The following is a 23,625-nucleotide window of genomic DNA, read 5'->3' on the forward strand; positions in this document are numbered from 1 at the left end:
GAATTCTAATTTCAACGGTAGTACTATAGAGCGTTTTAATATATATTAGCTTATGTTTGGTTTAGTAAATTAATCATAGAGATGGTTCTTTTTAGTAAGAACCCAATCTTGAATTATTTTGTACAGATTGATAGAAACCGTAATCATATCAATTACGAATATCTTAAGCTCATCAAATGAGTAGTTGTCAAAGCTTCCAACTTCTACTCTGAATTTTGCTTCTTCACTTTCATTGATTGATTTTATTCTCTCTAAATGCTCCTTACCGAAATGAATATGACTACAGTATTTTAGATATAAATCGAGCATTCCTTTAAATCTTTCATCAAATTTTTCGGCCAAATATTTATCGCTGAATAATTTACCGTTTAAGTCTTTGAATCTGTTTATAGGCTTGCCATCTAAAACATAATCAAGATAGTTTTCATCTTCCGCAATTAAAATAGAATAGTATCTTATCAAATTGTCAATTTGAATTCTTATAAGATGCAATGCAGAAAAAGTGTTATCTTCTTTAATTAAAGTTCTAAATGCATTATTAATGGAAATAGCGCGATTTAAGACGCTTAATGCGACTAAATCAATTTTCATTACTTGAGTATCCTGCTTCATAATATCTTTAGCAAGGTTATTATAATCTACACTTAACAATTCAAGTTTCTCGACAATCTCAAGTAATTCGTTTTTATCCATGGTGATTAATTCCTAATTGCACTAAACAAATGGATAATAATAACTACACATTTATCTGAACTATAGATAGCAAAGATCCCCTACAAATGCTGCACGTACTGCTCCAGGTATCCTTCCATTTCGCGTTGCACTTCCAGGGCTGCTTCGCGGGCTTTTTCGGCGAAGTCGCGGCCGGATGAGGCGTAGATAATAGCGCGGGAAGAATTGACCAACAGGCCACAGCGCTGATTCATACCTAAACGGGAAATCTCTTCCAGGCTTCCGCCCTGCGCACCGATGCCCGGCACCAGCAGGAAATGGGCCGGAACTATAGCCCGAACACGCTGCACATATTCCGCCTGCGTGGCGCCGACCACGAACATTAACTGGCCGGCTGTTCCCCAAGTTGAGCTTTCGCGCAGTACCTGCTCCCACAAGTATTCTTCGCTTCCATCCGCAAGGCGCAGCATCTGGAAATCCTGGCTGCCTGGGTTAGAAGTTAAAGCAAGCAAAATAACCCACTTTCCACCCTGCACCAGAAACGGTTTCACCGAATCAGAGCCCATGTAGGGCGCTACGGTAACAGAGTCGAAGTTCATGGTCTCGAAAAAGGCACGCGCATATAGCTCGGAGGTATTGCCAATGTCGCCGCGTTTGGCGTCGGCTATCGTAAATATCTCCTGCGGGATGTGGTTTATAGTTCGTTCCAGGCTCACCCACCCTTTCGGCCCCTGCGCTTCGTAAAACGCGATATTCGGTTTGTAAGCCACGCACAAGTCGGCAGTAGCATCTATGATCTGGCGGTTAAACTCAAAAACCGGATCTTCAAAATCCAGCAAATGTTCCGGCAGCTTCTTCGGGTCGGTATCGAGGCCAACGCACAGGTAGGATTTCTTTTGCAGGATCTGTTCGAATAGTTTTTCTCTTGTCATGGCGGTAGGTGGGTTAGGTCTGTACAAATGTAAGCGTTTAAGCCGTGGTGTAAAAACCGATTTTATGGTTGCTGAAAGGTAGTTATTGCTTAGGCTATAGTATCCCCCCTACCCTGATGCTGTCCGCTTAATACCTGTTAAAGCTGATTCAGAACATCATTATCTGAATCAGCAACTATTCATAACAATCCATGGCGCGAGCGTCCTCGCTCGTGACGTACTATAGCAGGGGCCTCCGGCCCCTTTTGCTTTTTATACCTGCTACATGCTTCTTCGTACTTACGAGCATGTCTGAAAAGTATAAAACATATGATGGAGGTACTTTTTTTATAACCCTGAGCGTAGTCGGCTGGATTGATGTTTTTACCAGAAGAGAATATGCAGATGAGTTAGTGGATAACCTTAACTACTGTAGTGAGCATAAGGGCATGAAGATCTATAGTTACTGTATTATGCCCAGCCACTTACACATGATCTGCTCAACTGAAAAAGAAAAGCTAAGCGATATTCTGCGTGACTTTAAAAGCTATTCTGCTAAACGTATTCTTTCTCTAATTGAGGATAATCCCACTGAAAGCCGAAAAGAATGGCTGCTATATTTATTCCGCTTTTTCAAACAAAGTATCAGGCACAATAAGGATTATCAATTCTGGCAACAGCATAACCATCCATTAGATATAACGAATGCTAAAATGTTCCAGCAGAAGATAGATTACATTGAGCAAAATCCTGTTGTAGCTGGATTGGTAACAGACGCTGCTTATTATACTTTTAGCAGTGCAAATCCGGATGGACTTGTGAAGCTGGCAGTAGGTTAAAATTGAAAAAAGGGCCAGAGGCCCCTGCTATAGTACGTCACGAGCGCGGACGCTCGCGCCATAGTTTGTTCAACTATAAACAAAAAAAGGCTGCTCCGTTTCCGAAGCAGCCTTTCTCATCATATTTGGTTGGGTTTATCTTAAATCCACTACGCTTACACCCTTGTATTTTGCTTTGTTAAAGCTGAAAGTATCGGCGGCCAGCGTTGGGTTTGGCTGGAAGTTTTTAATACTATAAGTATAACGGATGCCATTGTTGCGGAACATTTTCCAGCTTTTCAAAGTCTTGTCTTTCTGGTTGATGTAGAGGCGCACTTTAAAGATCGGGTTGTTGCGGTCTTCCGGTGCCATTTCAATCACATCATACATCACGCCATCTGTACCTTTTTCCGGACCGGTATATGCATACTTATAGCCTTTCTTGTACATGTCAAAAATTTTGCTCGGCGACATTACTTCCGCTTCCGGATCAGACTCGGTTATAGTTACTTCGTTCACATCTTTCAGGTAGGTCCACATGAGCTTACCGTCGCTGATGATCTCCTGTCCGCTTACACCCAGCCTGTATTTAGGGCCGCTCACGAGAATGTTTCCTTCCACGGTTTCCTTTGCTTTAGAAGCATTGCTTTCCATAGTTTGGGTGAATGTAGCTTTAAACGCTTTCATTGCTTTGTATTTAGCGCTCATAGCGTTCAGTATTTTAGTTGCCTGCGGGTCTTGCTGTGCGCTTGCCAGGTTCACAAAAAGGAACATTACAAGTACTAGAGAGAGTATTCTTTTCATTTCAAAAGGTTCTTTTATTAAGCTTACCCCATCGTATTCAATAACTGTTCCAAACTGTATTCGTCAGGTATTAAAACTTCACGGGCCTTGCTTCCCTCAAAAGCGCCAACTATACCAGCCGACTCCAACTGGTCAATTAAGCGCCCAGCACGGTTGTAACCTAGCTTAAGGCGACGCTGTAACAACGAGGTGCTTCCCTGCTGGTGCTGCACTATAATGCGGGCTGCTTCTTCAAACAACGGGTCTCTTGAGCTTGGGTCAAAGTCCACTTTCTCGGCTCCGCTTTCGTCACCCACAAATTCAGGCAATAAATAAGCATCGCTGTAGCCCTGCTGCTCACCAATATAATCACAGATACGGTCTACTTCCGGGGTATCCACAAACGCACACTGAATACGGATGATGTCGGAACCTATCGAGAACAGCATGTCCCCCTGGCCTATCAACTGATCAGCACCACCGGCATCCAGGATAGTTCTGGAGTCGATCTTAGAGGTTACTTTAAAAGAGATACGCGCCGGGAAGTTGGCTTTAATAATACCTGTAATTACGTTTACCGACGGACGCTGCGTGGCAACCACCAGGTGAATACCAATGGCTCGGGCCAGCTGTGCCAGACGCGCGATCGGCGTTTCCACTTCCTTACCTGCAGTCATCATTAAGTCGGCCAACTCATCTATAACCAACACAATGAACGGCATAAACTTGTGTCCCTTTTTCGGGTTCAGCTTACGCTCTACAAACTTGCGGTTATATTCTTTCAGGTTACGGCAGCCGGCATCTTTCAGCAAGTCGTAGCGCATATCCATCTCCATACACAGCGAGTTCAGCGTGTTCACTACCTTTTTGGTGTCGGTAATGATGGCTTCTTCGCTATCCGGAAGCTTTGCTAAAAAGTGGCGCTCAATTTTATTGAACAGCGACAATTCCACCTTCTTCGGATCGACCAACACAAACTTTAGCTGCGATGGATGGCGCTTGTAAAGTAAAGATGTAAGAATAATGTTCAGACCAACCGACTTACCCTGACCAGTAGCACCCGCCATCAGCAAGTGAGGCATTTTTGCTAAGTCAGTGATGAAAACTTCGTTGGTGATGGTCTTACCAAAAGCGATTGGCAGGTCCATTTCAGACTTCAGGAATTTCTCAGTAGACAGGATAGATTTGATCGACACCATTTCTTTTTTGGTGTTCGGCACTTCTATACCTATCGTTCCCTTGCCCGGTATTGGCGCAATAATTCGGATACCCAGGGCCGCTAAGCTTAGGGCAATGTCATCTTCCAGGTTCTTGATTTTCGAGATTCGTACACCCGCATCCGGCACAATTTCATACAGTGTTACGGTTGGGCCTATAGTTGCTTTAATGCTGGCAATACCGATGTTATAGTTGCCAAGCGTCTCTACAATTTTGTCTTTGTTGGCTTCCAGCTCTTCTTTGGTAACCGATACTTTGCTGGCACCATAGTCGGTCAGCAGTTCTATAGTTGGGTACTGGTAACGGGCAAGGTCGAGGGTCGGGTCATAGTTCTCGATCGCTTCGCCAGTTTCTTCTACAGGGGCTTCTTCTATCACCAGGTCCAGTTCTTCTTCGCCTTCAGCGGTATCAAACTCCATCTCCGCTTCCTCAAAAAGACTATCGTCTTCTATATCCAGTTCCAGAGTTGGTGCATTAGACTTCGGAGCAATTGGAGGAATAGAACGCAGTTCCATTTCCAAAGCCTGGTTTATGGCATCTTCTTCGTCCTCGTCAAAGAACTCATCCTCTTCTTCGTCCTCTTCATATTCTAAGGATGCGGTCGGGTCGGCGTTGTGATTGATGTTACGTGCAGAGCCATGCAACACATCACTGATAGAGGAAGCAGCTCTTCTTTCTGATGTTGCATCAGATGCCTCAGCATTAGCTCTGCCTGTCCAGTTTATAGTTGTGATATCAAAGAAGAACACCAGGAAAACCAGGAACAGGAAGCCCAGTACCAACCCGGAGCCCCAGCCGATGAGTGAGGTCATCCAGATCGCGGTTTCAATGCCGATACCGCCTCCTAAAAAGCCCAGCTGATCTACAGCACCGGCAGTATACACAATGTAACCAAGCGTTAAGCTAAGCCACAGCATGCTAAAGCTGCACAAGCCCAGCACATACGACAACGATACAGTTACGCGCTTGAAAACAATACGGGCACCGGTGAAGAACACTACCGGAATGGCAAAGAAGGCACCAATACCCAGCCATTTGTAGATAAACAGATGCGATAACCAGGCGCCGAACAAACCAAGCCAGTTTTCAGCCTCCTGGCCACTCTCTTTCAGGCCTGTCGCGTTTACTGACTCCACTACACTCTGGTCGGCGTGACCCGTGAACAGGTACGACACGAATGCGATCACCATACAGAATGAAAGCAGCAGGAAGAAAAAGCCAACAAACAGCTTAAACCGCCTGTCCTGCAGGAAGCTTATTCTGAAGCTTGGAAACTTAATGCTCGGAAAAGAGAACTTAAATGATCTCCCTGATTTCTGCTTCGGCTGTGCCTGGCTTCGGGGAGTGTTCGCAGCGGTCCGGGGTTCGTTACGGCCCCGAAACTCATTCTTTGCCCTACTCTCGTTCTGTGCTCCGCTTCTGTACGTGTTCTTTGCCATACCCTTCGACTAATTAGAATTCCAAATTTACATTTTTTGGGTGGATTGCGAAGAGCAATTGCATCGGCTTTCAAAAATTTATCTGGCGAGCAGTTTCTTGTTAATCTGGGAGATGAGTGAAGGGCCTTCGTAAATGAAACCAGTGTATAGTTGCACCAGGTCAGCACCGGCATCCAGTTTCTCCAGGGCATCTTCCGCAGTCATAATTCCGCCTACGCCAATGAGTTTTATAGTTTGCGGCAGGCGCTGGCGCAGGTATCTTATAATTTCTGTTGAGCGTTGGGTAAGTGGCTTTCCACTCAGGCCACCAGCTCCTATTTCCTGCACTTTTTGGGCTGATGCGTGCAGTCCATCGCGGCTTATAGTTGTGTTGGTTGCAATAATACCACTCAGGTTAGCTTCCTGGGCAATTTCGATGATGTCGTTCAGCTGGGCATCGTTCAGGTCTGGCGCAATTTTGAGCAGCAGTGGCTTTGGCTTTGGCATTTTGCTGTTTTGCTCCTGTAAAGCAAGGAGCAGTTGCTGTAGAGGCTCTTTTTCCTGTAGCGCACGCAAATCCGGGGTGTTGGGCGAACTTACATTTACTACAAAATAATCCACTACATCATACAGCGCCTTAAAGCAATACAGGTAATCGTTCAGGGCATCCTCGTTGGGTGTTACTTTGTTCTTACCGATGTTGCCGCCAACTATAACGTTGCTCTTGCGAGCTCTTAGTCTGGCTACTGCAGCATCTACTCCTTCGTTATTGAAACCCATGCGGTTGATAATGGCCTGATCTTCGGGTAAGCGGAACAACCGCGGCTTTGGGTTACCCTCCTGCCCTTTCGGAGTCAGCGTCCCGATCTCAATAAAGCCAAAACCCAGGTTTCCCAGTTCGTCAATCAGCTTCGCATCTTTGTCAAAACCGGCTGCCAACCCAACCGGGTTCGGAAATTTCAGGCCAAACAATTCCCGCTCCAGTTTCGGACTTTGTACACCAAACATGCTGTTGCTTATAGTCTTAGCAAGTGGCAGTTTGTAAACGGTTTGCAAAGCATCGGTAGTCAGGTAATGAACTTTCTCAGGATCGAGTTTGAAAAGTAACGGGCGAAGCAGGCTTTTATACACGGCAGCAGGTTTAGGGTTATGTTACTGCAAACAAAGATAGGGAATGAAGTTTGAAAGTTGGAGGAGTTGTTGGAGTTTAGGAGTTAAAGAGGTGGAGAGATTTGACTTAGAAATTTGCTCTTTCGGACATCCTTGTCCGGAAGCACTCTGCTGGGGATTTCCTAATCCCCGTCTTACGGTTTACGCGGACAAAGATGTCCGCAGCAGATTTGGTTTCGGATTCAGAAATCCGAAACAGCTATACAGCTATAGTTTGAAACAGCAACTATTCTAAACAGCTATAGTTAGGCAAATTTCAAATAGTAAAAGACCTAGCAGTGCGCGCAGCTCCTGCTAGTGTCTTATCAGCTAAATAGCAAACGCTATTGACACAGACGCTCGCAGGAGCTGCGCACACTACGAGGTCTGTTAATCTGCTTTCAACTTCTTCCACGCTGCTTCCAGCTCCATATTTGGCTCTGGTTTATAGTTGGTTTTGCGGATATGACTTTCTATTTCTTTGATACGGTCGTTGGTATTTGGGTGTGTGCTGATGAATTTCAGGAACTCAGGTTCATCAGAATTAAGTCGCTCCATGAGCCAGACCATGCCTTTTGGGTTCAGTTTGTTTTGTACCAGCAACTCCAGACCAGCTTTATCTGAATCTGATTCTGCTGTGCGGCTGTATTCCAAATTGTTCAGCGTTGAGGCGTTATCAACTATAACGGCTGCAATGCCGCTTACATCGCCAAACAACACCGAGGCCAGCATAAAATAAGACAAACTGCGGGTTAGCGCCTTGGTAGAGTGGCGCATCTGCACGTGCCCGATCTCGTGACCCAGCAAACCTGCCAACTCCTCGTGGTGCTCCATTTCATCTAAAATGGCATCGTGCACAACTATAAATCCACCTGGTACGGCAAAAGCATTAACCATGTCATCCTCCACCACTGTTACATGTATCGGAAAATCAGATTCTACTTTGAGCGCAGACAGGTATTGTTGTAAGGCTTCGGTTTTGGCAGAATCTATTGTTTGGCCCTGCATCATCTGGGCGTGCAGTTGTTCGCCCATAGCCCGCTCGTAACTTACCGGGAAATGCGATGCTACCTTCTCGGCCAGCGCCGGAACGCCCCACACAAACAGAACGATGGCCAGACCGAGCAAACTCAGTCCGCCAACTACCAGGCCTGTCAGGCCGGTTTTAGCAAATGAACTATAGCGCGACTTCAGAAATTTTGCATCCCGATACTGTTGCTCCAGCGCTTCTTTAAAACCCTGCTCAAAAACAGAAATGCTTTGCCTCGGAAATTTGCCATACTCCAGAATAGTGTTGGCGTCGTTAAACTCAGATTTATGAATCTCAGAAAGGTCCCAGATCTCGGTGCCGGTCTCGTCGTCTGTTTGCCAGGCTACCCGGATGTAACTGGGCTCTAGCGTAATAAAAGCGGGCATACCTTTGGAGGTACGCCCGTTGTAATATTTTCCTTCAAACATAATTTATACTAACCCAATATCCATCATATCGGCCATGTCTTCAAAGGTAGCGTTTTTATATTCTTCCTCGGTTTGTGCCAGCGCATCAGGGTTAAACTCACCTATTATTTCGCAGTTGTTAAAGATAGCTGCCATTGTTCTGGTAACTACCCAGGCATACCCAAGGCCCAGCGTAAATACTATAATAAGAAGGTTGCCTACAGCCAGTTTAAAATACTGCCCGCCTGTTAGCGACGAATCGAGGCGGCTGTACTTGCCATCCTGCTCAATTAAAATGTTGTTGATATTAAAGTTTATCAGGTCTTTCATGTACCAGAAACCATAAATACCTAAGGTAACTAGTGTCAGGAAATAACCTTTGATGTGTACCAGTAACAGGTCGCTGCCATCGCCTATAAAACGGAACTTGGCATTTCCGAAGCGGGTGTTGCCCAGTATCTCTTTGCGCAGGTTTGTATCGAACCAGAAACTATAGATACCGAACGTAATGATACTCAGCAAGAACCCGGTGAAGTAAACTTTGTACATATTGCCCAGGGTGCCACGGTAGCCCATGTGTATTCCGCGCCAGCTGGTGCGCGAGGTACGGTAACGCATCATGCCATGTATAGCCAGCGGAATCAAAGCCAGTATACCGATAAAGTACAGCGCAAAGCATAAGAACTTAACGCCGTTATCGCCATGCATAAAGCCGTACATAAATACGCCTATCAGCACAGCAAAAATGCCAATCCCCTTTATAAAACCGATAAACATCTCTTTACCGGTGCCATGGAATGCAAAAGGACTATCAGCCAGCTCGGTTTTGCGGTAAATGTATTGCAGGTTCTTAGCTTTGGCCCATGGGTAGTAAAGGCCCAGTGTTACCAGCGTAAGCACCATGTTCACGATCTGGATACTGAATAATTCGGAGCCCTGCCCCTTAAAAGCCAGGGTTGGTTTGGTAATAGTTGTTTCCTGTTCTGTAGAAGTTTCCTGCATAAGGTTTGTTTTAGGTTGATAGATGAGTTAAGGCTAGCCTGCATCTTTAAATCATACAGATCATCCTTCTCTAAATATATATAACACAGGCTATATTACCAAATGCCGGCGGAGTTTTTTCAGAAAATCAGTGAGCAGAAAGCGAATGGGTAGCAGCCATCTATAGTTCAAACTATAGTTGATCCTGAGAAGCAGGCATAAAAAAACCGGGGAAATCATTTTAATGATTTCCCCGGACAAAGTATCGCTGTGCTTATTTCTTTCTATAGTTAGCCTCTTCTTCGTTCAAGCAGGATCATCATCATCAGGCTCAGGATCACACGTTCAGTTTCTTTACTATCCAGCTCGCCGGTTTTATGCACAGTAAACCTACGGCCAAAGAAGGACCGCTCTTTTGTGAGCATCGCAACTTCGTCGCCGTCAGGCTTTGTAACCGTGTAAGATGGGTTGAACACATACCCTGTAAACATGCCCAGCAAAGGAATTTCACTTAAAAGGCTATCCGCTACTTTCACCCAGCCATTATCCTCTTGAATCAGCAGGTCCTGGTTTCTTTGCTCATCGTAAATTTCGTAACGCGCTTTCCATAGCGATGCCCAGCCTTTTCGGGCCACACTGCCCACCTGTTCGCCCGTTTGGTTTGTAAAACTATAAGCTGCCGAAAAGTCCAACCACTTGTTTGCACTGATGGTGTATAGTTGCTCTGATTTTACCTCGTCGCTGAATACGTTCACTTCTTCTATAAACTTGAACAGCTTCTGCTTCACGTAATTAATGGTGCGGCCACTTGCGTCCTGCACCGTAAAGTCGTTCGAGAAAGTGGAGATCTTAAAAGTAAGGGTAAGTGGAAACTCGATATTTTGCATGTAGCAGGTATATATGTGGTTGTTTATTCGTTCAGGTTAAGTAGGCTTTCGAGATATTTTGCCAGGAGCCGAAAGCATTTATTTTAGCACTCTATGTGCCAAAAACTATACATAGCGGGTAGCAGTGTTACTTACTGTTTGCTGCATTCAGGCCTGGCGTAAGATCTTCTCCATCTTCCTGCCTTTAGCCAGTTCGTCTACCAGCTTATCTAAATACCTTACCTGTTTTGTTAGCGGATTTTCAATTTCTTCTACCCGGTAGCCACAGATTACACCTGTAACCAGATGCGCATTCGGGTTTAGGGTTGCCTGACTAAAAAATGCTTCAAACGTCGCTTTTTCGTCAATCAGTTCCTGCAGTTTTTTATCATCAAAGCCTGTCAGCCACGTTATTACCTGGTGTAATTCTTCTTTTGTCCGGCCTTTGCGCTCAACTTTTGTGATGTAGTGCGGATAAACAGATGCAAAGGTCATGTTTGCAATCTTAGCGTCGTGTTCGGGAGTTGTTTTCAAGCTATTTTAATCTTTCTAATTGTCCTTTTCTTTTCACCAGGTTTTTATAGTCCCATTGTATCTCTCTTGCCTTCTTTAACCACCTTTCTAAATCAGACAAGTTAACCTGATCTGATGCAGTGTACCGAATGGAGGCATCCTTGAATTTACCTGTGCTAACTATAAGTTTTTCTTCTTCAAAACCGGCACCGCTCCAAAACATCAACCGGACACAATCCTTTAGCTTACAGTAGCCAACAACCGGATTGCCATCTAAAAACCAGACAGGGTGAGCATGCCAGATTTTGCATTCAGCCTCAGTCAGTTCATCATCAATTGCAGTTGCAAGCAGGTCGCAAATCTCCTTTTCAGCAGCTGCTTGTTTGTCGTTAAACGCCTGTATTTCTTCTTTCATGGATGTTTTGAGAGGTGCTTTGCTGTGTTGAGACGGCCATAGTTAAAGCAGGCATCCATCATCAACCTTTGCTGATGGTATGCAAAGCTAGATTATAGTATAGTTAACAGTTGAATGAGCTGAGGAGCTTGCTTTATCCTATTGTTGTGTGCCGTATTTTCAACTTTCGTCTGTTATTTTCACAATTCTTCCTTCTTCAAATTTAAATCTTGATTTTCCTTTAAGATTTAGAGATTCTCCATTTTTCAATCCATTTGGTAAGTCAACATTTAAAATAGCTTCATAAGTAATTTCAATTGAAACACTTGAATTATCAAACTCCCAATTATCAATTATCTGTTTTCTTTGCCTGAAGTATTGCTTTGCAGATTCTGCCTGTTTCTTGAACTCTATTAATCCTTCAGTTCTTAAATCTAGCTCTCCATTAGTTATGTTCTCAAATACAACATTTTCATCCAGGTCAGCTATCATTCCTTCTATGTCAAAGTTGTTGTAAGAAGATACATAGTTCTCAATTACTTTCTTTTGATGTTCTTTCATTTTGGTAGCTCAAAATCAGAGTTAGTTATATAGAAACAAGCTGAATTTATCACTTCTACTCTTATATTTTATGGCACACAACTATCATTTAACAATAAACTTGAGCTTATCTGTAGTATGTATAGTTGCCACTTTCTATAAGTCTTTCCTTCCAGCAACTATAGAGTTTTACACTCCAACTAATATAGAGATTTCTTCCTGAATTTATGCTTCCTGATCTTCAACTATAGCATTTTGCCCACTCCCTAACTCCAACAGCATATCGTAGTAAGACCGGGAATACATTTTTGATTTAAGCCAGGCATAGAAACTGATCTCCTGAATATCGGTGCGCTCGAAGGTAGTATAGGCAAGGGTTTCCTCTACGTGCTGCATAAAAGCAGGTGTGGTTACGGCTTGCGGGTTATCGATCAAAAACTTAATAAGCTCCATAAAGCGGCTTACATTACTATAAACAGGCTGTTGCAACAGGTCTTTAAACACCCTTTCTATGCTCCTGATCTTGTTCAGAGTCAGGTCTATATTACCGAGCTCGTATTGAATAATCATCTCGCCCAGGTTCTTTTTCAGGATCCATTCGCGGCCCATTCTGCTCTCACACCACTTATCCGACCGTTTTATACTCATCAGAACCCGGTTTGCCTTCCCGAACGCGCCCTGTGTAAAGTAGCTGAAACTTAAGCCAAGCTGTGCGGTTAACTGGTCTTTAGTACTTAGGGTGAGTTTTGCTTTATGCAGCAGGTGCTCCATCAGTTTTATAGCTTCGTCGTTGCGGTGCAGGAAGATCTTGTTGGCAACCAGCAGGAAGGTGTAACGTGGGTAAAAATGGGCATAATGTCCATTTCCCTCGCCCTCCAGACCTGCTTTTAACTGCTCTAAATAATGCACCGACTCCGTGAATTTCTTGTTGCGGTACAGCACATGCGAGATCATGTACAGCAGGCTCAGTTTATAGTACTGGTTAGCTTTCGAGAAACCATATAGCTGCTCCGTTTCGTGGTACTGTTTTATAATGTAAGGCTCAAAAGAAAGGAAATCCTTACCGGCAAGTATGGCGCTCCGGGCTATAGACATGAGTTTATACAGTAAAGCCGGGCGTTTACTCACTGCTTCAGATAGCCCGTATTCTTTCAGTACATCCTGTATAATACGGCCGAAATGCACGTCGCTGCCTTGTTTCCGCACATCGCGAAGGCGCTTATGGATAATGCTGTTGGCAATATTGGCACGTTCTTCTTCGTCGGCAGCCAGCTTGTTCTCGTTGCGTTTCCGGATGATCAGGTCCAGGTCGTCGGCAAACTCGTTTTCAGCTTTCTCAATCTGCAGGTTATAGATCGTGTTAAGCAAATCGAACTGCTCGTTGGTTTGTGCCAGTTTCTCTGCTTTGCGCAGGTAGGCCCACGCCATTTTATCCAGTCGCACTTCAAACAGGTAGCGCGCCAGAGACAGCATCCCCATAATGGGCGCCGAAGCCGTGGTGTCTTCTGCCATGCGTTTCAGCAAAATAAAATCCGACAAATGGCGCATCAGCCGCTTGCGAAGGGCATAATAGGCAACCGGGTTTGGGTCACTTTTATAAAGCTTCCGGATGATCTGCTCTGAGGTAAGGGGTTTTGGCAATTGCAGCAGGTGCAGCAGTTCCAGGTCTTTGCGGAAGGCCTTCTGTTTCTGCCGCTGTATAAAAGCAGTTAGTGCCTGCTTGTCTTCTTCGTCCAGTGTATCGAGGGTAGTTTTCAGATCATCCATTCAGCAGCAATTTTGCAAAGTTAAGCTGGCCTAATATTACAAATTAAAAGTCTGATTACAACTATACAACCAACTACAAAACAGCTGCTTACAAACTATAACCAAACTTTACAAAAGTCTGATATTCAAAACCATTGTTTTCTTGCTATATCTGCGAACTATACTTTTGATCCATCTTAAACATGAAAAACTAATATCTCACAATCAAAAGTATACATTATGAAAAAGCTACTCTTTACCTGCCTTGCCTTGTTTGTAGTATTGGCTTGCCAGGCCCAGGACATTTTAACCAAACGCAACGGCGACGAACTTCAGGTAAAGGTGCAGGAAATAACACTGACCGAAGTAAAATATAAGCGCTTCGATAATCCGGATGGCCCGCTTATTTCTATCCTGAAGTCGGAGGTGTTTATGATAAAGTATGAGAACGGTGTGAAAACAGTTATTGCCAATGAAGCATCGTCAACTTCTACACCTTCCGTTTACCAGCAGCCACAACAGCAGCATTTAAAACTTTCTGGCCCACGCCTCGGCTTCACTGTTCTCAGCTCAAAATTAGTCGATAACCTGGAGGAGGAGCACATGGAATCTGTAAGTCCGTTTATCACCCAGTTTGGCTGGCAGTTCGAGACACGCATTTTTACCCTGGACAACGGAACATCGGGTTTATTTGAGTTTGTGCCGCTGGTTGGTGGCCTGGAACAGGGCAAATTTCTGCCAAGTCTGAGCGCACTGGTTGGTATACGCGGCCCCAAAGGGATAGAATTTGGTGTCGGACCGAACCTATCTGTAGCTGGTGCCGGGCTTGTGTTTGCAGCAGGCACTAATTTCCAGAGCCAGGGGATAAACTTCCCCGTTAATGTGGCCTTTGCCCCATCTAAAGATGGTGCCCGGTTCAGTGTGCTCTTCGGCTTTAACTCACGTCGCGACTAACTATAAACTATAGCTAAAACCGCAAGGCCATGAAAAAGTATTTACTCATCTTACTCTCTTGCTTGCTGGCACAAGTTGCTATGGCGCAGGATGTGATCGTTAAAATAAACGGCGACGAACTAATGGCCAGGGTTAGGGAGATTACTACTACCGACATCATTTACCTTTCTGCTGACACAACCGATACGCTAAGTTATAAACTGGCGAAGACTGAAGTGTTTATGGTTCGTTTTGCCAACGGCACGAAAGAGGTTTTCACGGAGAATCTGCCAGCCGAAACTGTAGCTAAAGCACCTATAGCCGACCCGGCTTACATGTACCAGAAAGGCCGCCAGGATGCGCGATCTTATTACAATGGCACTGGCGCTTTGCTGGGTTCTGCTGCCTCCGTTTTCCTAGCCGGTCCGGTTGGGCCAATCATTATTGGCGCTGTAAAACCCAGAGCTCGCTATAACAAAGCTCTACCTGCTGTATCACTGCAAGACCCGAACTATGTTAAAGGCTACGAAAAGCAGGCGCATAACCGAAAAATAGGCAAAGCCGCATTAGGTTTTGGTTTAGGAACCGGGGTTGGCGTGCTGTATCTGATTATGAGTGTAATAAGTCCGGGAAAGTAGGCTGTAAACTATAGATTCCGAGGCTGTAATGCAATGTCGGTATCTATAGTATTAATATTAGCACTCATTGTGTTGTGAGTATGATCTGCAATCGTTAACCCACCCCTGCTATCTTAATTTAACTCTTTTAGCTGGCGCGGATCTGTGATCCGTGACTTACATCTCGCGTTGGATTTGCAATCCAACTGGGAGGGACGCCCAACTATAGTTCGACACGAGCGAGGACGCTCGCGCCATGCTAACCCGAGCCAACAAAATGAATTCCCCTCCTCGGAGGGGTAAGGGGTGGGTTAGTTTAGCCAAGATTAGCCTACCTTAACTCCTCGGATGAAAATCCTTGATCACCTGTTTCAAGTAATCTCTGTCCAAGTGGGTATAAATTTCGGTGGTGGTGATGGACTCGTGACCCAGCATTTCCTGTACGGCACGCAGGTCGGCGCCGCCTTCTATTAAGTGCGTGGCAAACGAGTGGCGGAATGTGTGCGGGCTTACCTGTTTTTGAATGCCGGCACGGGCTGCCAGGTCTTTGATGATCGTGAAAACCATAACGCGCGTAAGCCTGGCGCCGCGGCGGTTCAGGAACACAATGTCTTCGTGGCCTTTTTTGATCTTTAAATGGCAACGCACTCCTTCGCGATATAGTTTAATATGCTTCAACGCATCGCGCCCGATCGGCACCAGGCGTTCCTTGTCGCCTTTACCTGCTACTTTCAGGAAACCCATATCCTCATACAGGTTACTCAGTTTCAGGTCCAGCAATTCCGATACGCGCAGTCCTGAACTATAAAGTGTTTCGAGCATGGCACGGTTGCGGGTTCCTTCAGGCGTAGAAAGATCTATAGCCGCCAGCAGTTGCTCTATCTCATGAAAGTTAAGGGTATCAGGTAATTTCCGGTCCAGTTTGGGAGCTTCAATCGTTTCGGTCGGGTCAGCGGTCAGCATATCTTCCATGATCAGGAACTTGTAATAAGCCCGGATGCCGGAGAGGGTTCTGGCCTGCGAGTGCACCGTCATGCCCAGTTCATTTACCCATTCCAGGAAATCGCGAAGTATAGTTGGCGTTATGTTTTCCGGGGCAACCTGTAACCCTTTTAGCTCCAGAAAGTCTGTCAGCTTCCGAACATCACGCAAATACGCTTCCACAGAGTTCCCTGACAACGACTTCTCCAGGCGCAGGTATTGTTCAAATTGCTTAACAGTTATGTTCCAGGTCATGGAAGTTTAGAAGTTAGAAAGTTTGGAAGTTAGTAAGTTAAAGAGTTTAGGAGTCAGAGAGTTTAGGAGTTAAAATCCTGCTCATCCTTTAATCCTGTAAATCCTGATTCAGACAAATAACAATTCAGCAATTTAACATAAAGCAAATATAGTTAATCCTTACCTTTGCAGCTTCCGTTTTATGCGGAAAACAAGCAACACCCAAACTCTATGAAAATACTGATCCTGAATGGACCTAACCTGAATCTGCTGGGCATCCGTGAAAAAGCGGTGTATGGCTCCCGTTCGTTCGAAGATTATTTCGAGGAACTGACAGAAGCTTTTCCGGCCCTGGACCTTACTTATTTCCAGAGCAACACCGAAGGCACCCTGATAGATAAATTGCACGAAGTCGGGTTTACCTACAAAGGGATCGTATTTAATGCAGGTGCCTATACGCATACCTCAGTTGCTTTATCAGATGCCGTAAAAGCCATTGAAGCACCAGTCATAGAAGTACATATCTCCAACATTTATGCCCGCGAAGCTTTTCGCCACAAAAGTATGCTGGCACCATATTGCAGTGGCTCTATAGTTGGCTTTGGCCTGGAGAGTTACCGCCTGGCACTGCAGTACTTCGAACGACTAAAGCCTAAAAAGATTGGTTTCGGTGCTAAATAAACTATAGCCCGGCACGTTAGCATAACGAACAGAACCTTTTACACTAAAAAAAGTATAGTTTTTAGGCTATATTTTATTTATATTCCTGAATGATACTCAATTTTTACCCCGGCCCATCTAAAATTTACCCCGAAGTGCGCACCTACATGACAGATGCCTACGACGAAGGTATTTTGGGAACACCACACCGCGGAGAGCAGTTTGTACAGCTTTCGAGGGCTACGGTGGGCTTGATAAAACGCAAGCTTAACATCCCTGAAGATTATTACATCTTCTTTACGTCCGGGGCTACGGAGTGCTGGGAAATCCTGATTCAGAGCCTTACAAAACATAAAAGCTACCATATATACAATGGCTCCTTTGGAGAGAAGTGGTACGAATACGCCAAAAAACTGCGTCCGCATGCCGAAGGGATTGCTTTCGATCTGAACGAGGCCATGCCGGTGGAACAGTTAACTATAAGCGCTGATACCGAGCTTATCTGCTTTACCCAGAACGAAACATCGAATGGCACACAGGTATCAGCCACTAGTATACTTAACCTTCAGAACCGCTACCGCGACACCTTAATTGCGGTAGACGCCACCTCCTCTATGGCAGGGCTGAACCTGAAAATAATAAAGGCAGATATCTGGTTTGCATCGGTACAGAAATGTTTCGGGTTACCGCCCGGTTTAGGCATTATGGCCTGTTCACCACGTGCTATTTTCAGAGCAAAACAAATGGCTGAGCGCGGACACTATAATAGCCTAGTAAGTATCTATGAGAAAATGCTGAATTACCAGACCACATACACGCCGAACGTGCTGGGTATTTACCTTTTGCGCCGCGTGCTCGAAGACCGTCCGTTTATTAAAGGCATTGACCAGGAGCTGATAGACCGCTCGAATGCCCTTTACGAATTCTTTGCCCAGTTCCAGGATATACAGTTGCTGGTTGAGAATGAAGAGGTGCGCTCCCGTACAGTTATCGCCTTACAGGCCAGCGAACGTTTGGTGGATGATATTAAAAAGCGTGCACTGCACCATAACATACGGTTGGGTAATGGCTACGGCGCATGGCAACGAAATACGTTTCGCATTGCCAACTTCCCGGCTATACTGGATGAAGAATACGAAGAACTAAAACGCTTTTTCCTGCATTACTACGCCTAAAATTATACCTTTGCGCCAAAACTAAGTATAAGCGCACATGGGTATTTTTAACTTCAAGGAAATCATATCGGTAACGCTGATCCTGTTTGCGATCATCGATATTCTGGGCTCTATCCCGATCATTATCAACCTGCGTAAGCGCGAAGGCGTCATTCAGTCAGAGAAAGCTACCATTATTTCGGGTATACTGATGATCGCTTTCCTGTTTGTGGGCGATGGCATCTTAAAGCTTTTTGGTATTGATTTCCAGTCGTTTGCCATGGCGGGCGCTATCATTATCTTTATTATTGGTCTGGAGATGATATTGGGTAAAGACTTTTTCCATACCGACCCTGAAATTAAAAGTGGCTCTATCGTGCCGCTGGCCTTTCCGCTTATAGTTGGCGCCGGTACCATGACCACCTTGCTTTCGCTTCGTGCGGCTTATTCTGTTCCAAACATCCTGGTGGGCATTATCCTAAACCTGCTTTTTGTATACATTGTACTCAAAGCATCTCCTTGGATAGAAAAAAGGCTTGGTAAAGCAGGGGCCGATGTTCTCCGTAAAGTATTCGGTGTTATACTTTTAGCCATCGCTATCAAGCTCTTCAAGAGCAACCTGCCTGTTTAAAATAATTTTGACTGACTGAGTTTTGAATGACTGAATAAGTACTTGTCATTTCGAATGCAGCGAGAAATCTAAGTAGAATTCATGACAGATCTCTCCTGGCGTCGGGATAACGATTAGGAATTCAACCTTTTAACCAACCTTCATATTCACCCATTCAAACCTCAATTATTCATTTATTCAAAATTACCTTATGGTCGAATTATTTACTGATGGTGCTTCGCGCGGAAACCCGGGGCCGGGTGGCTTTGGAGTGATACTACGCTGGGGCCCGCATATAAAGGAGCTTACCGCCGGCTTCCGGAAAACCACTAACAACCGCATGGAATTGCTGGCTGTTATTGTTGGTTTAGAGGCCATTACCAAACCGGGCATTCCAATTACCGTGTATTCCGACTCAAAGTATGTAGTAGATGCCGTGGAGAAACGCTGGGTATTTGGCTGGCAGAAAAAAGGATTTGCCGGCAAAGCCAACGGCGATCTGTGGGCCCGTTTCCTGCGTGTTTATGCCAAGCACAACGTAAAATTTGTCTGGATACGCGGCCACGCCGGCCACCCCGAAAACGAACGCTGCGACGAACTGGCCGTTGCCAGTGCCTTACAACCCAACCTGCCTCCCGATGAGGGTTTTGAATCGGGGATGTTTAATTCTAAGTAGTGAATAATCAGGAATAATTAATGACTAATTCCTGATGGCATCCTGACATACCTGAAACGAGAGTTTAAAGGAACTAGCATTGATGTCAAATAACTGTATGGAATCTAAAATAGATTTCTCACACAGGCTCGAAATGACAATCAACACGCTGACTATTCATTACTCATTAGTAACTAATCATTAAAATTGGCCAATTCTTACTTTCAGTTTAAACAGTTCCGGGTAGAGCAGGACAAGTGCGCTATGAAGGTGTGTACTGATTCCTGTTTGTTTGGGGCTGTGGTGGAAGCAGGCAATGCTAACCGAATCCTGGATATTGGTACCGGCACAGGCTTGCTTTCGCTGATGGTGGCGCAACGGACGACTGCAACTATAGATGCCGTTGAAATTAACCCGGAAGCAGCCACACAGGCCTCAGAAAATTTTGCTTTAAGCCCCTGGACAAACCGACTGCATTTACACCCGGTAAGCTTACAGGAGTTTGCGAAGGAAAACCAGCAGAACTACGATGTCATCCTTTCCAATCCGCCATTTTTCCTGGCTTCTTTAAAATCCGGGAACGCAGCAAAGGACAGTGCCAAACACACCGGAGACCTCTTTTTTGAAGACATCCTGGCTTTTGCACAAAAACACCTCACACAGCAAGGTAAACTATACATCCTGCTCCCTCCTGCCGAAGCACTACACTTTGCAGAACTGGCTACAGATCACCGACTATACCTGACAGAAACGATAGAAGTTTATACCTACATCAACGGCCAGTGCATCCGCCACATCCAAACCTATAGTTTCGTAAAGTCAGCTTCCTCAACTATAAGCAAACTCCATATTCGGGAAGCTAATAAAACTACTTACACTTCTGAGTTTAGTGAACTGCTTAAGGATTATTATTTGCATTTATAGTTTCATAGCGCGAGCGTCCTCGCTCGTGTTTGTTTAGTATGGGGCGGCCTAACGCCCTCGCTCGCCTCCCGCAAGTGTGAGTTATTCGGCGGACTCTGGCTGCTTTAAGCTATGGTTTACAGTTGCCTGATTTCTATTTACACAAAGCGGCGGGACGCCGCCGGTAGCTTACACTTGCGGGACGCGAGCGTAGGCAAGAGATATGCTGGCAATATGCTGGCGCGAGTTTGTAACTCGTGCCTACCTATGATGTTGGATTTGTGACAAAAGCTCTTTCGGACTTCCAAGTCCGAAAGCCCCCTGCCGAGGATTTCCTAATCCCCTTTTTGCGATTAATGCGGATTAGGAAATCCGCTTCAGGATTAGTTCCGGACAAGGATGTCCGAAACAGCAGTAAGTAGCTGCGAACTATAGCTTACGCGGGCCAGAGGCCCACGCTATAGTCCGTCACGAGCGAAGACGCTCGCGCCATGAACAGTTTATTTAATAGTTACTTTTTCTAATACAGTTTCCTGTTCCACAAAATTAACGCCGTAGCTTTTCAGTTCTTCCAGCACAGGTGCGTATAATTCCGGCTTAGTCGGGATAACAATGCCGCGGTTTGATATCTTACCTTGCAGCAGCAGTTTAGCTAAAATACCAACCGGTAAGCCTACAGTTTTCGCCATTGCCGTGTGCACTTCATCATCCCCCTTCACTACCAGCGATGAGGTGAACTCATATTTCTCGCCAGCCAGTTCATACTCAAACAAATGCTGCATCACGATCATGTCTTTGTCGCCGGGAGACAGTTGCCATTTCTCTTTCAGTATTTTTTCCAGCACCTGCGCCGGCGTGGCCCCGGCCAGTCCGACAGGCTTTTCAGTAAACAGATCGAGCCAGGCGAGCTTCTGCATTATTTCACCTTGTGCATCAATTGTCAGGTAGTTGGCTACTCTTTGTTCTATAGTTTCGCCGTTCGCGGCATAGGGCAGAAATGCTTCGAAAAATAAACGGTAAGTCATGTTCTCTGAGCCTTCCAGGGTATAGCTGTCGTCGGTTAAGCCCAGTTGCACAAACACGTCCCACGCAGCGCAATAACCGGGCTTACGAAGCGTACCGCGCAGCATGGTTGGTATATCCAGCAAATCGTAGGGTTCGCGGTAGCTGAGCGAGTCGCGGTTGGCATACCCTTCAAAATGGCCGTAGCCTTCAACATATAGCAGTTCAGTGCGCTTGAACAGTTGGTGATATGGAATGTATTTGTATTCGCCGTTCCTGATATACTTGGCTGTACCCTGCCCTGCCAGCACCACATTACGCGGATTCCAGGTAAACTTATAGTTCCAGGGGTTATTATCAGACTCAGGGGCAACCAGGCCGCCGCAATACGATTTAAAAGAAGTTAGCTTACCACCTTTTGCTTTTATGTGCTGTATGGCCGCCATGGCCGACATATGGTCTATGCCCGGATCCAGGCCGGATTCCATGAGTATGGTTAAGTTCTTTTGCTGGGCTTCGGCGTGAAGTTCCAGAAAAGCAGGCGTCACATAGGAGGCCGTGATCAGATGCTTTTCCTGTTTCAGACATTCTTTGGCTACTTCTATGTGAAAAACCGCCGGTAGCAACGATATCACCAAGTCAGCCTGTTTTACTTCAGTTTCGCGCTGTGTATCGTTGTGTACGTCAAAAACCAGGGCTTCGGCATAAGGCAGCTCATCAACCAAACTATGCAGGTGAGTCACTACAATGTCGCCGATGCGGATGTGCCAGTTTTCGGTGGGTGCGTGCTGTAATAGGTAAGCGATGAGCGAGGAAGCAGAACGGCCGGCGCCAAGCAGCAGGATATTTTTCATAGAAGGTACTATCAGGTCTTTTATAGTTTAACTATAGTTTGCGTGAGGGATAGAGCGGTTGTTTGAGCTCTTTTGGTGAGGCACGAGCCAAAAAGCGAGCCGCGAAAGCCCGACGGCTGTGCCGGCACGCCCCGGTACATTTACCAAAGCCACACCAACTATAGTTTTAATTATGCTTCAAGTTAAGGATTACAGGCGCTAAGGCAAACGCTTTTATTGCTTTTCCGGAATATTCCAGTAATTTTATAACCCTTTTCTAATTTTTGTATTGATACTTACCTGAATGGCAAATAAACTGACCATTACGATAGACATTGACGTGCTGGATGCTGCGACCGACCTTAGTGAGCAGGAAATGCAGGCCATGGAGCTTGCAAAACAAGCTGCCGCTGATGCCTATGCCCCATATTCGAACTTTTTAGTAGGAGCTGCGCTGGTCATGGAAGATGGCACTATGTTTAAAGGCAGTAACCAGGAAAACGCTGCTTATCCATCGGGTTTATGTGCCGAACGCACGGCCCTTTTTGCCCTTAGCGCTAATTACCCGAAAGCGAAGATTAAATTACTGGCTGTTACAGCCCGCCGCCGCAACGAGGAGGAGTTTTTGCCGGCTATGCCTTGTGGCGCCTGCCGCCAGGTTATGGCCGAATACGAATTCAAACAAAAAGAGCCGTTGCCAGTTTTGCTGCAGGCCGCTGATGGCAAGTACTACCGCTTTAACTCTGTTGCCGGGCTGTTGCCTTTCCAGTTTACTTCAGACCACTTATAGGAAGCAAATTGCTGGTACTGCATTAAAGGCTGCTAAACACATACTTCTGATTCATGACCGAGCAACAACTGCTAACACAGCGCACTGCCCGCTACTATAGTTTAGGCACTCCATCTGATGAGGTTACAGATCTCTGGATAGTTTGCCATGGTTATGGGCAGCTTGCTCGTTACTTTCTTCGTCATTTTGCTCCGCTGGATAATGGCCGCACGGTTATAGTTGCTCCCGAAGCGCTTTCACGGTTTTACCTGGATGGGTTTTCGGGGAGAGTGGGCGCTACCTGGATGACAAAAGAAGACCGTTTATCAGAAATTGAAGACCAGGTTGCTTACCTGTCGTTACTGCTGCAAACCCAACTGAACCAACTGCCTGAGAATGTGCGGGTAACTATAGTTGGCTTTTCGCAGGGTGGTGCTACGGTTAGCCGCTGGCTGGCTTCCGGTGCTGCGCCTGTTCACCGGCTTGTTCTCTGGGCTGCCTCTTTCCCCGAAGATATTGATTTTACTGCCGGTAAAGCCGCTTTTACCAACCTGCCTGTAGCTATAGTTTACGGCACCCAGGACAAGTTTATAACACCCGAAAGCCTCCGGAAAAAACAACAACTCATGTCTGAAATGGGGATTACGCCGCACATCTATACCTTTGAAGGTGGGCATACGCTTGATGCGGGTACGCTGGTAAAGGTAGATGCGCAACTATAGCTTCGGACTCTTTAAACAACTCTTAGCTGCACCAACAGAGCTTCCCCAAAGGCCCGAATTTCAACTATAAAGTTAAAGCAACTATAAACTACGCAGAACTTCACTT

The 23,625-nt window shown here is 45.6% G+C and carries 24 protein-coding genes; 10 read left to right on the plus strand and 14 right to left on the minus strand.

The window, feature by feature from the left end; translation table 11 throughout:
• Nucleotides 1–69: 69 nt before the first annotated feature.
• Both KYK27_RS10885 and pyrF read right to left on the minus strand, forming a co-directional pair.
• Nucleotides 70–693: a hypothetical protein gene (locus KYK27_RS10885; RefSeq protein WP_199110028.1), complete on the minus strand. Its 624-nt coding sequence runs from the start codon at nt 691–693 to the stop codon at nt 70–72.
• 80 nt (nt 694–773) lie between these two features.
• Nucleotides 774–1,604 (minus strand): orotidine-5'-phosphate decarboxylase, encoded by an 831-nt coding sequence (pyrF, locus tag KYK27_RS10890; RefSeq protein WP_199110029.1) that lies wholly within the window; start codon nt 1,602–1,604, stop codon nt 774–776.
• Between the two features lie 287 nt (nt 1,605–1,891).
• On the opposite strand from pyrF, the gene KYK27_RS10895 reads away from it, so the two are divergent.
• Entirely contained in the window at nt 1,892–2,422 is a 531-nt protein-coding gene (locus KYK27_RS10895; protein WP_199110030.1) for an REP-associated tyrosine transposase, read from the plus strand.
• 135 nt (nt 2,423–2,557) lie between these two features.
• Here KYK27_RS10895 and KYK27_RS10900 read toward each other — a convergent pair whose 3' ends face one another.
• From KYK27_RS10900 to KYK27_RS10945, 10 genes are all read right to left on the minus strand, one after another.
• Nucleotides 2,558–3,205, minus strand: a complete 648-nt coding sequence (locus KYK27_RS10900; protein ID WP_199110031.1) for a LolA family protein — start codon at nt 3,203–3,205, stop codon at nt 2,558–2,560.
• A 23-nt stretch (nt 3,206–3,228) separates the two neighbouring features.
• The gene (locus KYK27_RS10905) at nt 3,229–5,841 is read right to left on the minus strand and encodes an FtsK/SpoIIIE family DNA translocase (protein ID WP_199110032.1); all 2,613 of its coding nucleotides are present in this window, start codon (nt 5,839–5,841) and stop codon (nt 3,229–3,231) included.
• 78 nt (nt 5,842–5,919) lie between these two features.
• Nucleotides 5,920–6,951: a quinone-dependent dihydroorotate dehydrogenase gene (locus KYK27_RS10910; RefSeq protein WP_199110033.1), complete on the minus strand. Its 1,032-nt coding sequence runs from the start codon at nt 6,949–6,951 to the stop codon at nt 5,920–5,922.
• Between the two features lie 408 nt (nt 6,952–7,359).
• On the minus strand, nt 7,360–8,427 hold the full coding sequence (locus KYK27_RS10915) for a M48 family metallopeptidase (protein ID WP_199110034.1): 1,068 nt from the start codon (nt 8,425–8,427) through the stop codon (nt 7,360–7,362).
• A gap of 3 nt (nt 8,428–8,430) precedes the next feature.
• Nucleotides 8,431–9,408: a YjgN family protein gene (locus KYK27_RS10920; protein WP_199110035.1), complete on the minus strand. Its 978-nt coding sequence runs from the start codon at nt 9,406–9,408 to the stop codon at nt 8,431–8,433.
• A gap of 269 nt (nt 9,409–9,677) precedes the next feature.
• On the minus strand, nt 9,678–10,274 hold the full coding sequence (locus KYK27_RS10925; protein ID WP_199110036.1) for a hypothetical protein: 597 nt from the start codon (nt 10,272–10,274) through the stop codon (nt 9,678–9,680).
• 147 nt (nt 10,275–10,421) lie between these two features.
• A complete protein-coding gene (locus KYK27_RS10930; RefSeq protein WP_199110037.1) occupies nt 10,422–10,787 on the minus strand; it encodes a DUF2200 domain-containing protein in 366 nt (121 codons plus the stop codon).
• A 1-nt stretch (nt 10,788) separates the two neighbouring features.
• Nucleotides 10,789–11,181, minus strand: a complete 393-nt coding sequence (locus KYK27_RS10935; protein WP_199110038.1) for a DUF1801 domain-containing protein — start codon at nt 11,179–11,181, stop codon at nt 10,789–10,791.
• A 159-nt stretch (nt 11,182–11,340) separates the two neighbouring features.
• Nucleotides 11,341–11,721 (minus strand): nuclear transport factor 2 family protein, encoded by a 381-nt coding sequence (locus tag KYK27_RS10940; RefSeq protein WP_199110039.1) that lies wholly within the window; start codon nt 11,719–11,721, stop codon nt 11,341–11,343.
• Nucleotides 11,722–11,925: 204 nt separating this feature from the next.
• Nucleotides 11,926–13,467 carry a hypothetical protein gene (locus KYK27_RS10945; protein WP_199110040.1) on the minus strand — a complete coding sequence of 514 codons (1,542 nt, stop codon included), beginning with the start codon at nt 13,465–13,467 and terminating at the stop codon, nt 11,926–11,928.
• Nucleotides 13,468–13,686: 219 nt separating this feature from the next.
• Here KYK27_RS10945 and KYK27_RS10950 point away from each other — a divergent pair, with 219 nt between their 5' ends.
• Together KYK27_RS10950 and KYK27_RS10955 are read left to right on the plus strand one after the other, a co-directional pair.
• Nucleotides 13,687–14,400, plus strand: a complete 714-nt coding sequence (locus KYK27_RS10950; protein ID WP_199110041.1) for a hypothetical protein — start codon at nt 13,687–13,689, stop codon at nt 14,398–14,400.
• A 29-nt stretch (nt 14,401–14,429) separates the two neighbouring features.
• A complete protein-coding gene (locus KYK27_RS10955) occupies nt 14,430–15,017 on the plus strand; it encodes a hypothetical protein (RefSeq protein WP_199110042.1) in 588 nt (195 codons plus the stop codon).
• A 315-nt stretch (nt 15,018–15,332) separates the two neighbouring features.
• Here the strand turns inward: KYK27_RS10955 and xerD are convergent, their stop codons facing one another.
• Nucleotides 15,333–16,232 carry a site-specific tyrosine recombinase XerD gene (gene xerD / locus KYK27_RS10960; RefSeq protein ID WP_199110043.1) on the minus strand — a complete coding sequence of 300 codons (900 nt, stop codon included), beginning with the start codon at nt 16,230–16,232 and terminating at the stop codon, nt 15,333–15,335.
• 210 nt (nt 16,233–16,442) lie between these two features.
• Here xerD and aroQ point away from each other — a divergent pair, with 210 nt between their 5' ends.
• From aroQ to KYK27_RS10985, 5 genes are all read left to right on the plus strand, one after another.
• Nucleotides 16,443–16,892, plus strand: coding sequence for a type II 3-dehydroquinate dehydratase (gene aroQ, locus KYK27_RS10965; protein ID WP_199110044.1), 450 nt, complete (start codon nt 16,443–16,445; stop codon nt 16,890–16,892).
• Between the two features lie 89 nt (nt 16,893–16,981).
• Nucleotides 16,982–18,046 (plus strand): aminotransferase class V-fold PLP-dependent enzyme, encoded by a 1,065-nt coding sequence (locus tag KYK27_RS10970; RefSeq protein WP_233150379.1) that lies wholly within the window; start codon nt 16,982–16,984, stop codon nt 18,044–18,046.
• Nucleotides 18,047–18,089: 43 nt separating this feature from the next.
• On the plus strand, nt 18,090–18,656 hold the full coding sequence (locus tag KYK27_RS10975) for a MarC family protein (RefSeq protein WP_199110246.1): 567 nt from the start codon (nt 18,090–18,092) through the stop codon (nt 18,654–18,656).
• 190 nt (nt 18,657–18,846) lie between these two features.
• Nucleotides 18,847–19,311, plus strand: coding sequence for a ribonuclease HI (gene rnhA / locus KYK27_RS10980; protein WP_199110045.1), 465 nt, complete (start codon nt 18,847–18,849; stop codon nt 19,309–19,311).
• 186 nt (nt 19,312–19,497) lie between these two features.
• Complete coding sequence (locus tag KYK27_RS10985) at nt 19,498–20,214, plus strand: tRNA1(Val) (adenine(37)-N6)-methyltransferase (RefSeq protein ID WP_199110046.1); 717 nt, start codon at nt 19,498–19,500, stop codon at nt 20,212–20,214.
• 479 nt (nt 20,215–20,693) lie between these two features.
• Here KYK27_RS10985 and KYK27_RS10990 read toward each other — a convergent pair whose 3' ends face one another.
• Nucleotides 20,694–22,049 (minus strand): saccharopine dehydrogenase family protein, encoded by a 1,356-nt coding sequence (locus tag KYK27_RS10990; protein WP_199110047.1) that lies wholly within the window; start codon nt 22,047–22,049, stop codon nt 20,694–20,696.
• 283 nt (nt 22,050–22,332) lie between these two features.
• On the opposite strand from KYK27_RS10990, the gene cdd reads away from it, so the two are divergent.
• The gene (gene cdd, locus KYK27_RS10995) at nt 22,333–22,818 is read left to right on the plus strand and encodes a cytidine deaminase (protein WP_199110048.1); all 486 of its coding nucleotides are present in this window, start codon (nt 22,333–22,335) and stop codon (nt 22,816–22,818) included.
• A 53-nt stretch (nt 22,819–22,871) separates the two neighbouring features.
• On the plus strand, nt 22,872–23,519 hold the full coding sequence (locus KYK27_RS11000) for an alpha/beta hydrolase (protein WP_199110049.1): 648 nt from the start codon (nt 22,872–22,874) through the stop codon (nt 23,517–23,519).
• The last annotated feature ends 106 nt before the right edge of the window (nt 23,520–23,625 follow it).

The sequence above is a fragment of the Pontibacter populi genome (assembly GCF_019336435.1).
In the GTDB taxonomy this organism is placed as follows: Bacteria; Bacteroidota; Bacteroidia; order Cytophagales; family Hymenobacteraceae; genus Pontibacter; species Pontibacter humidus.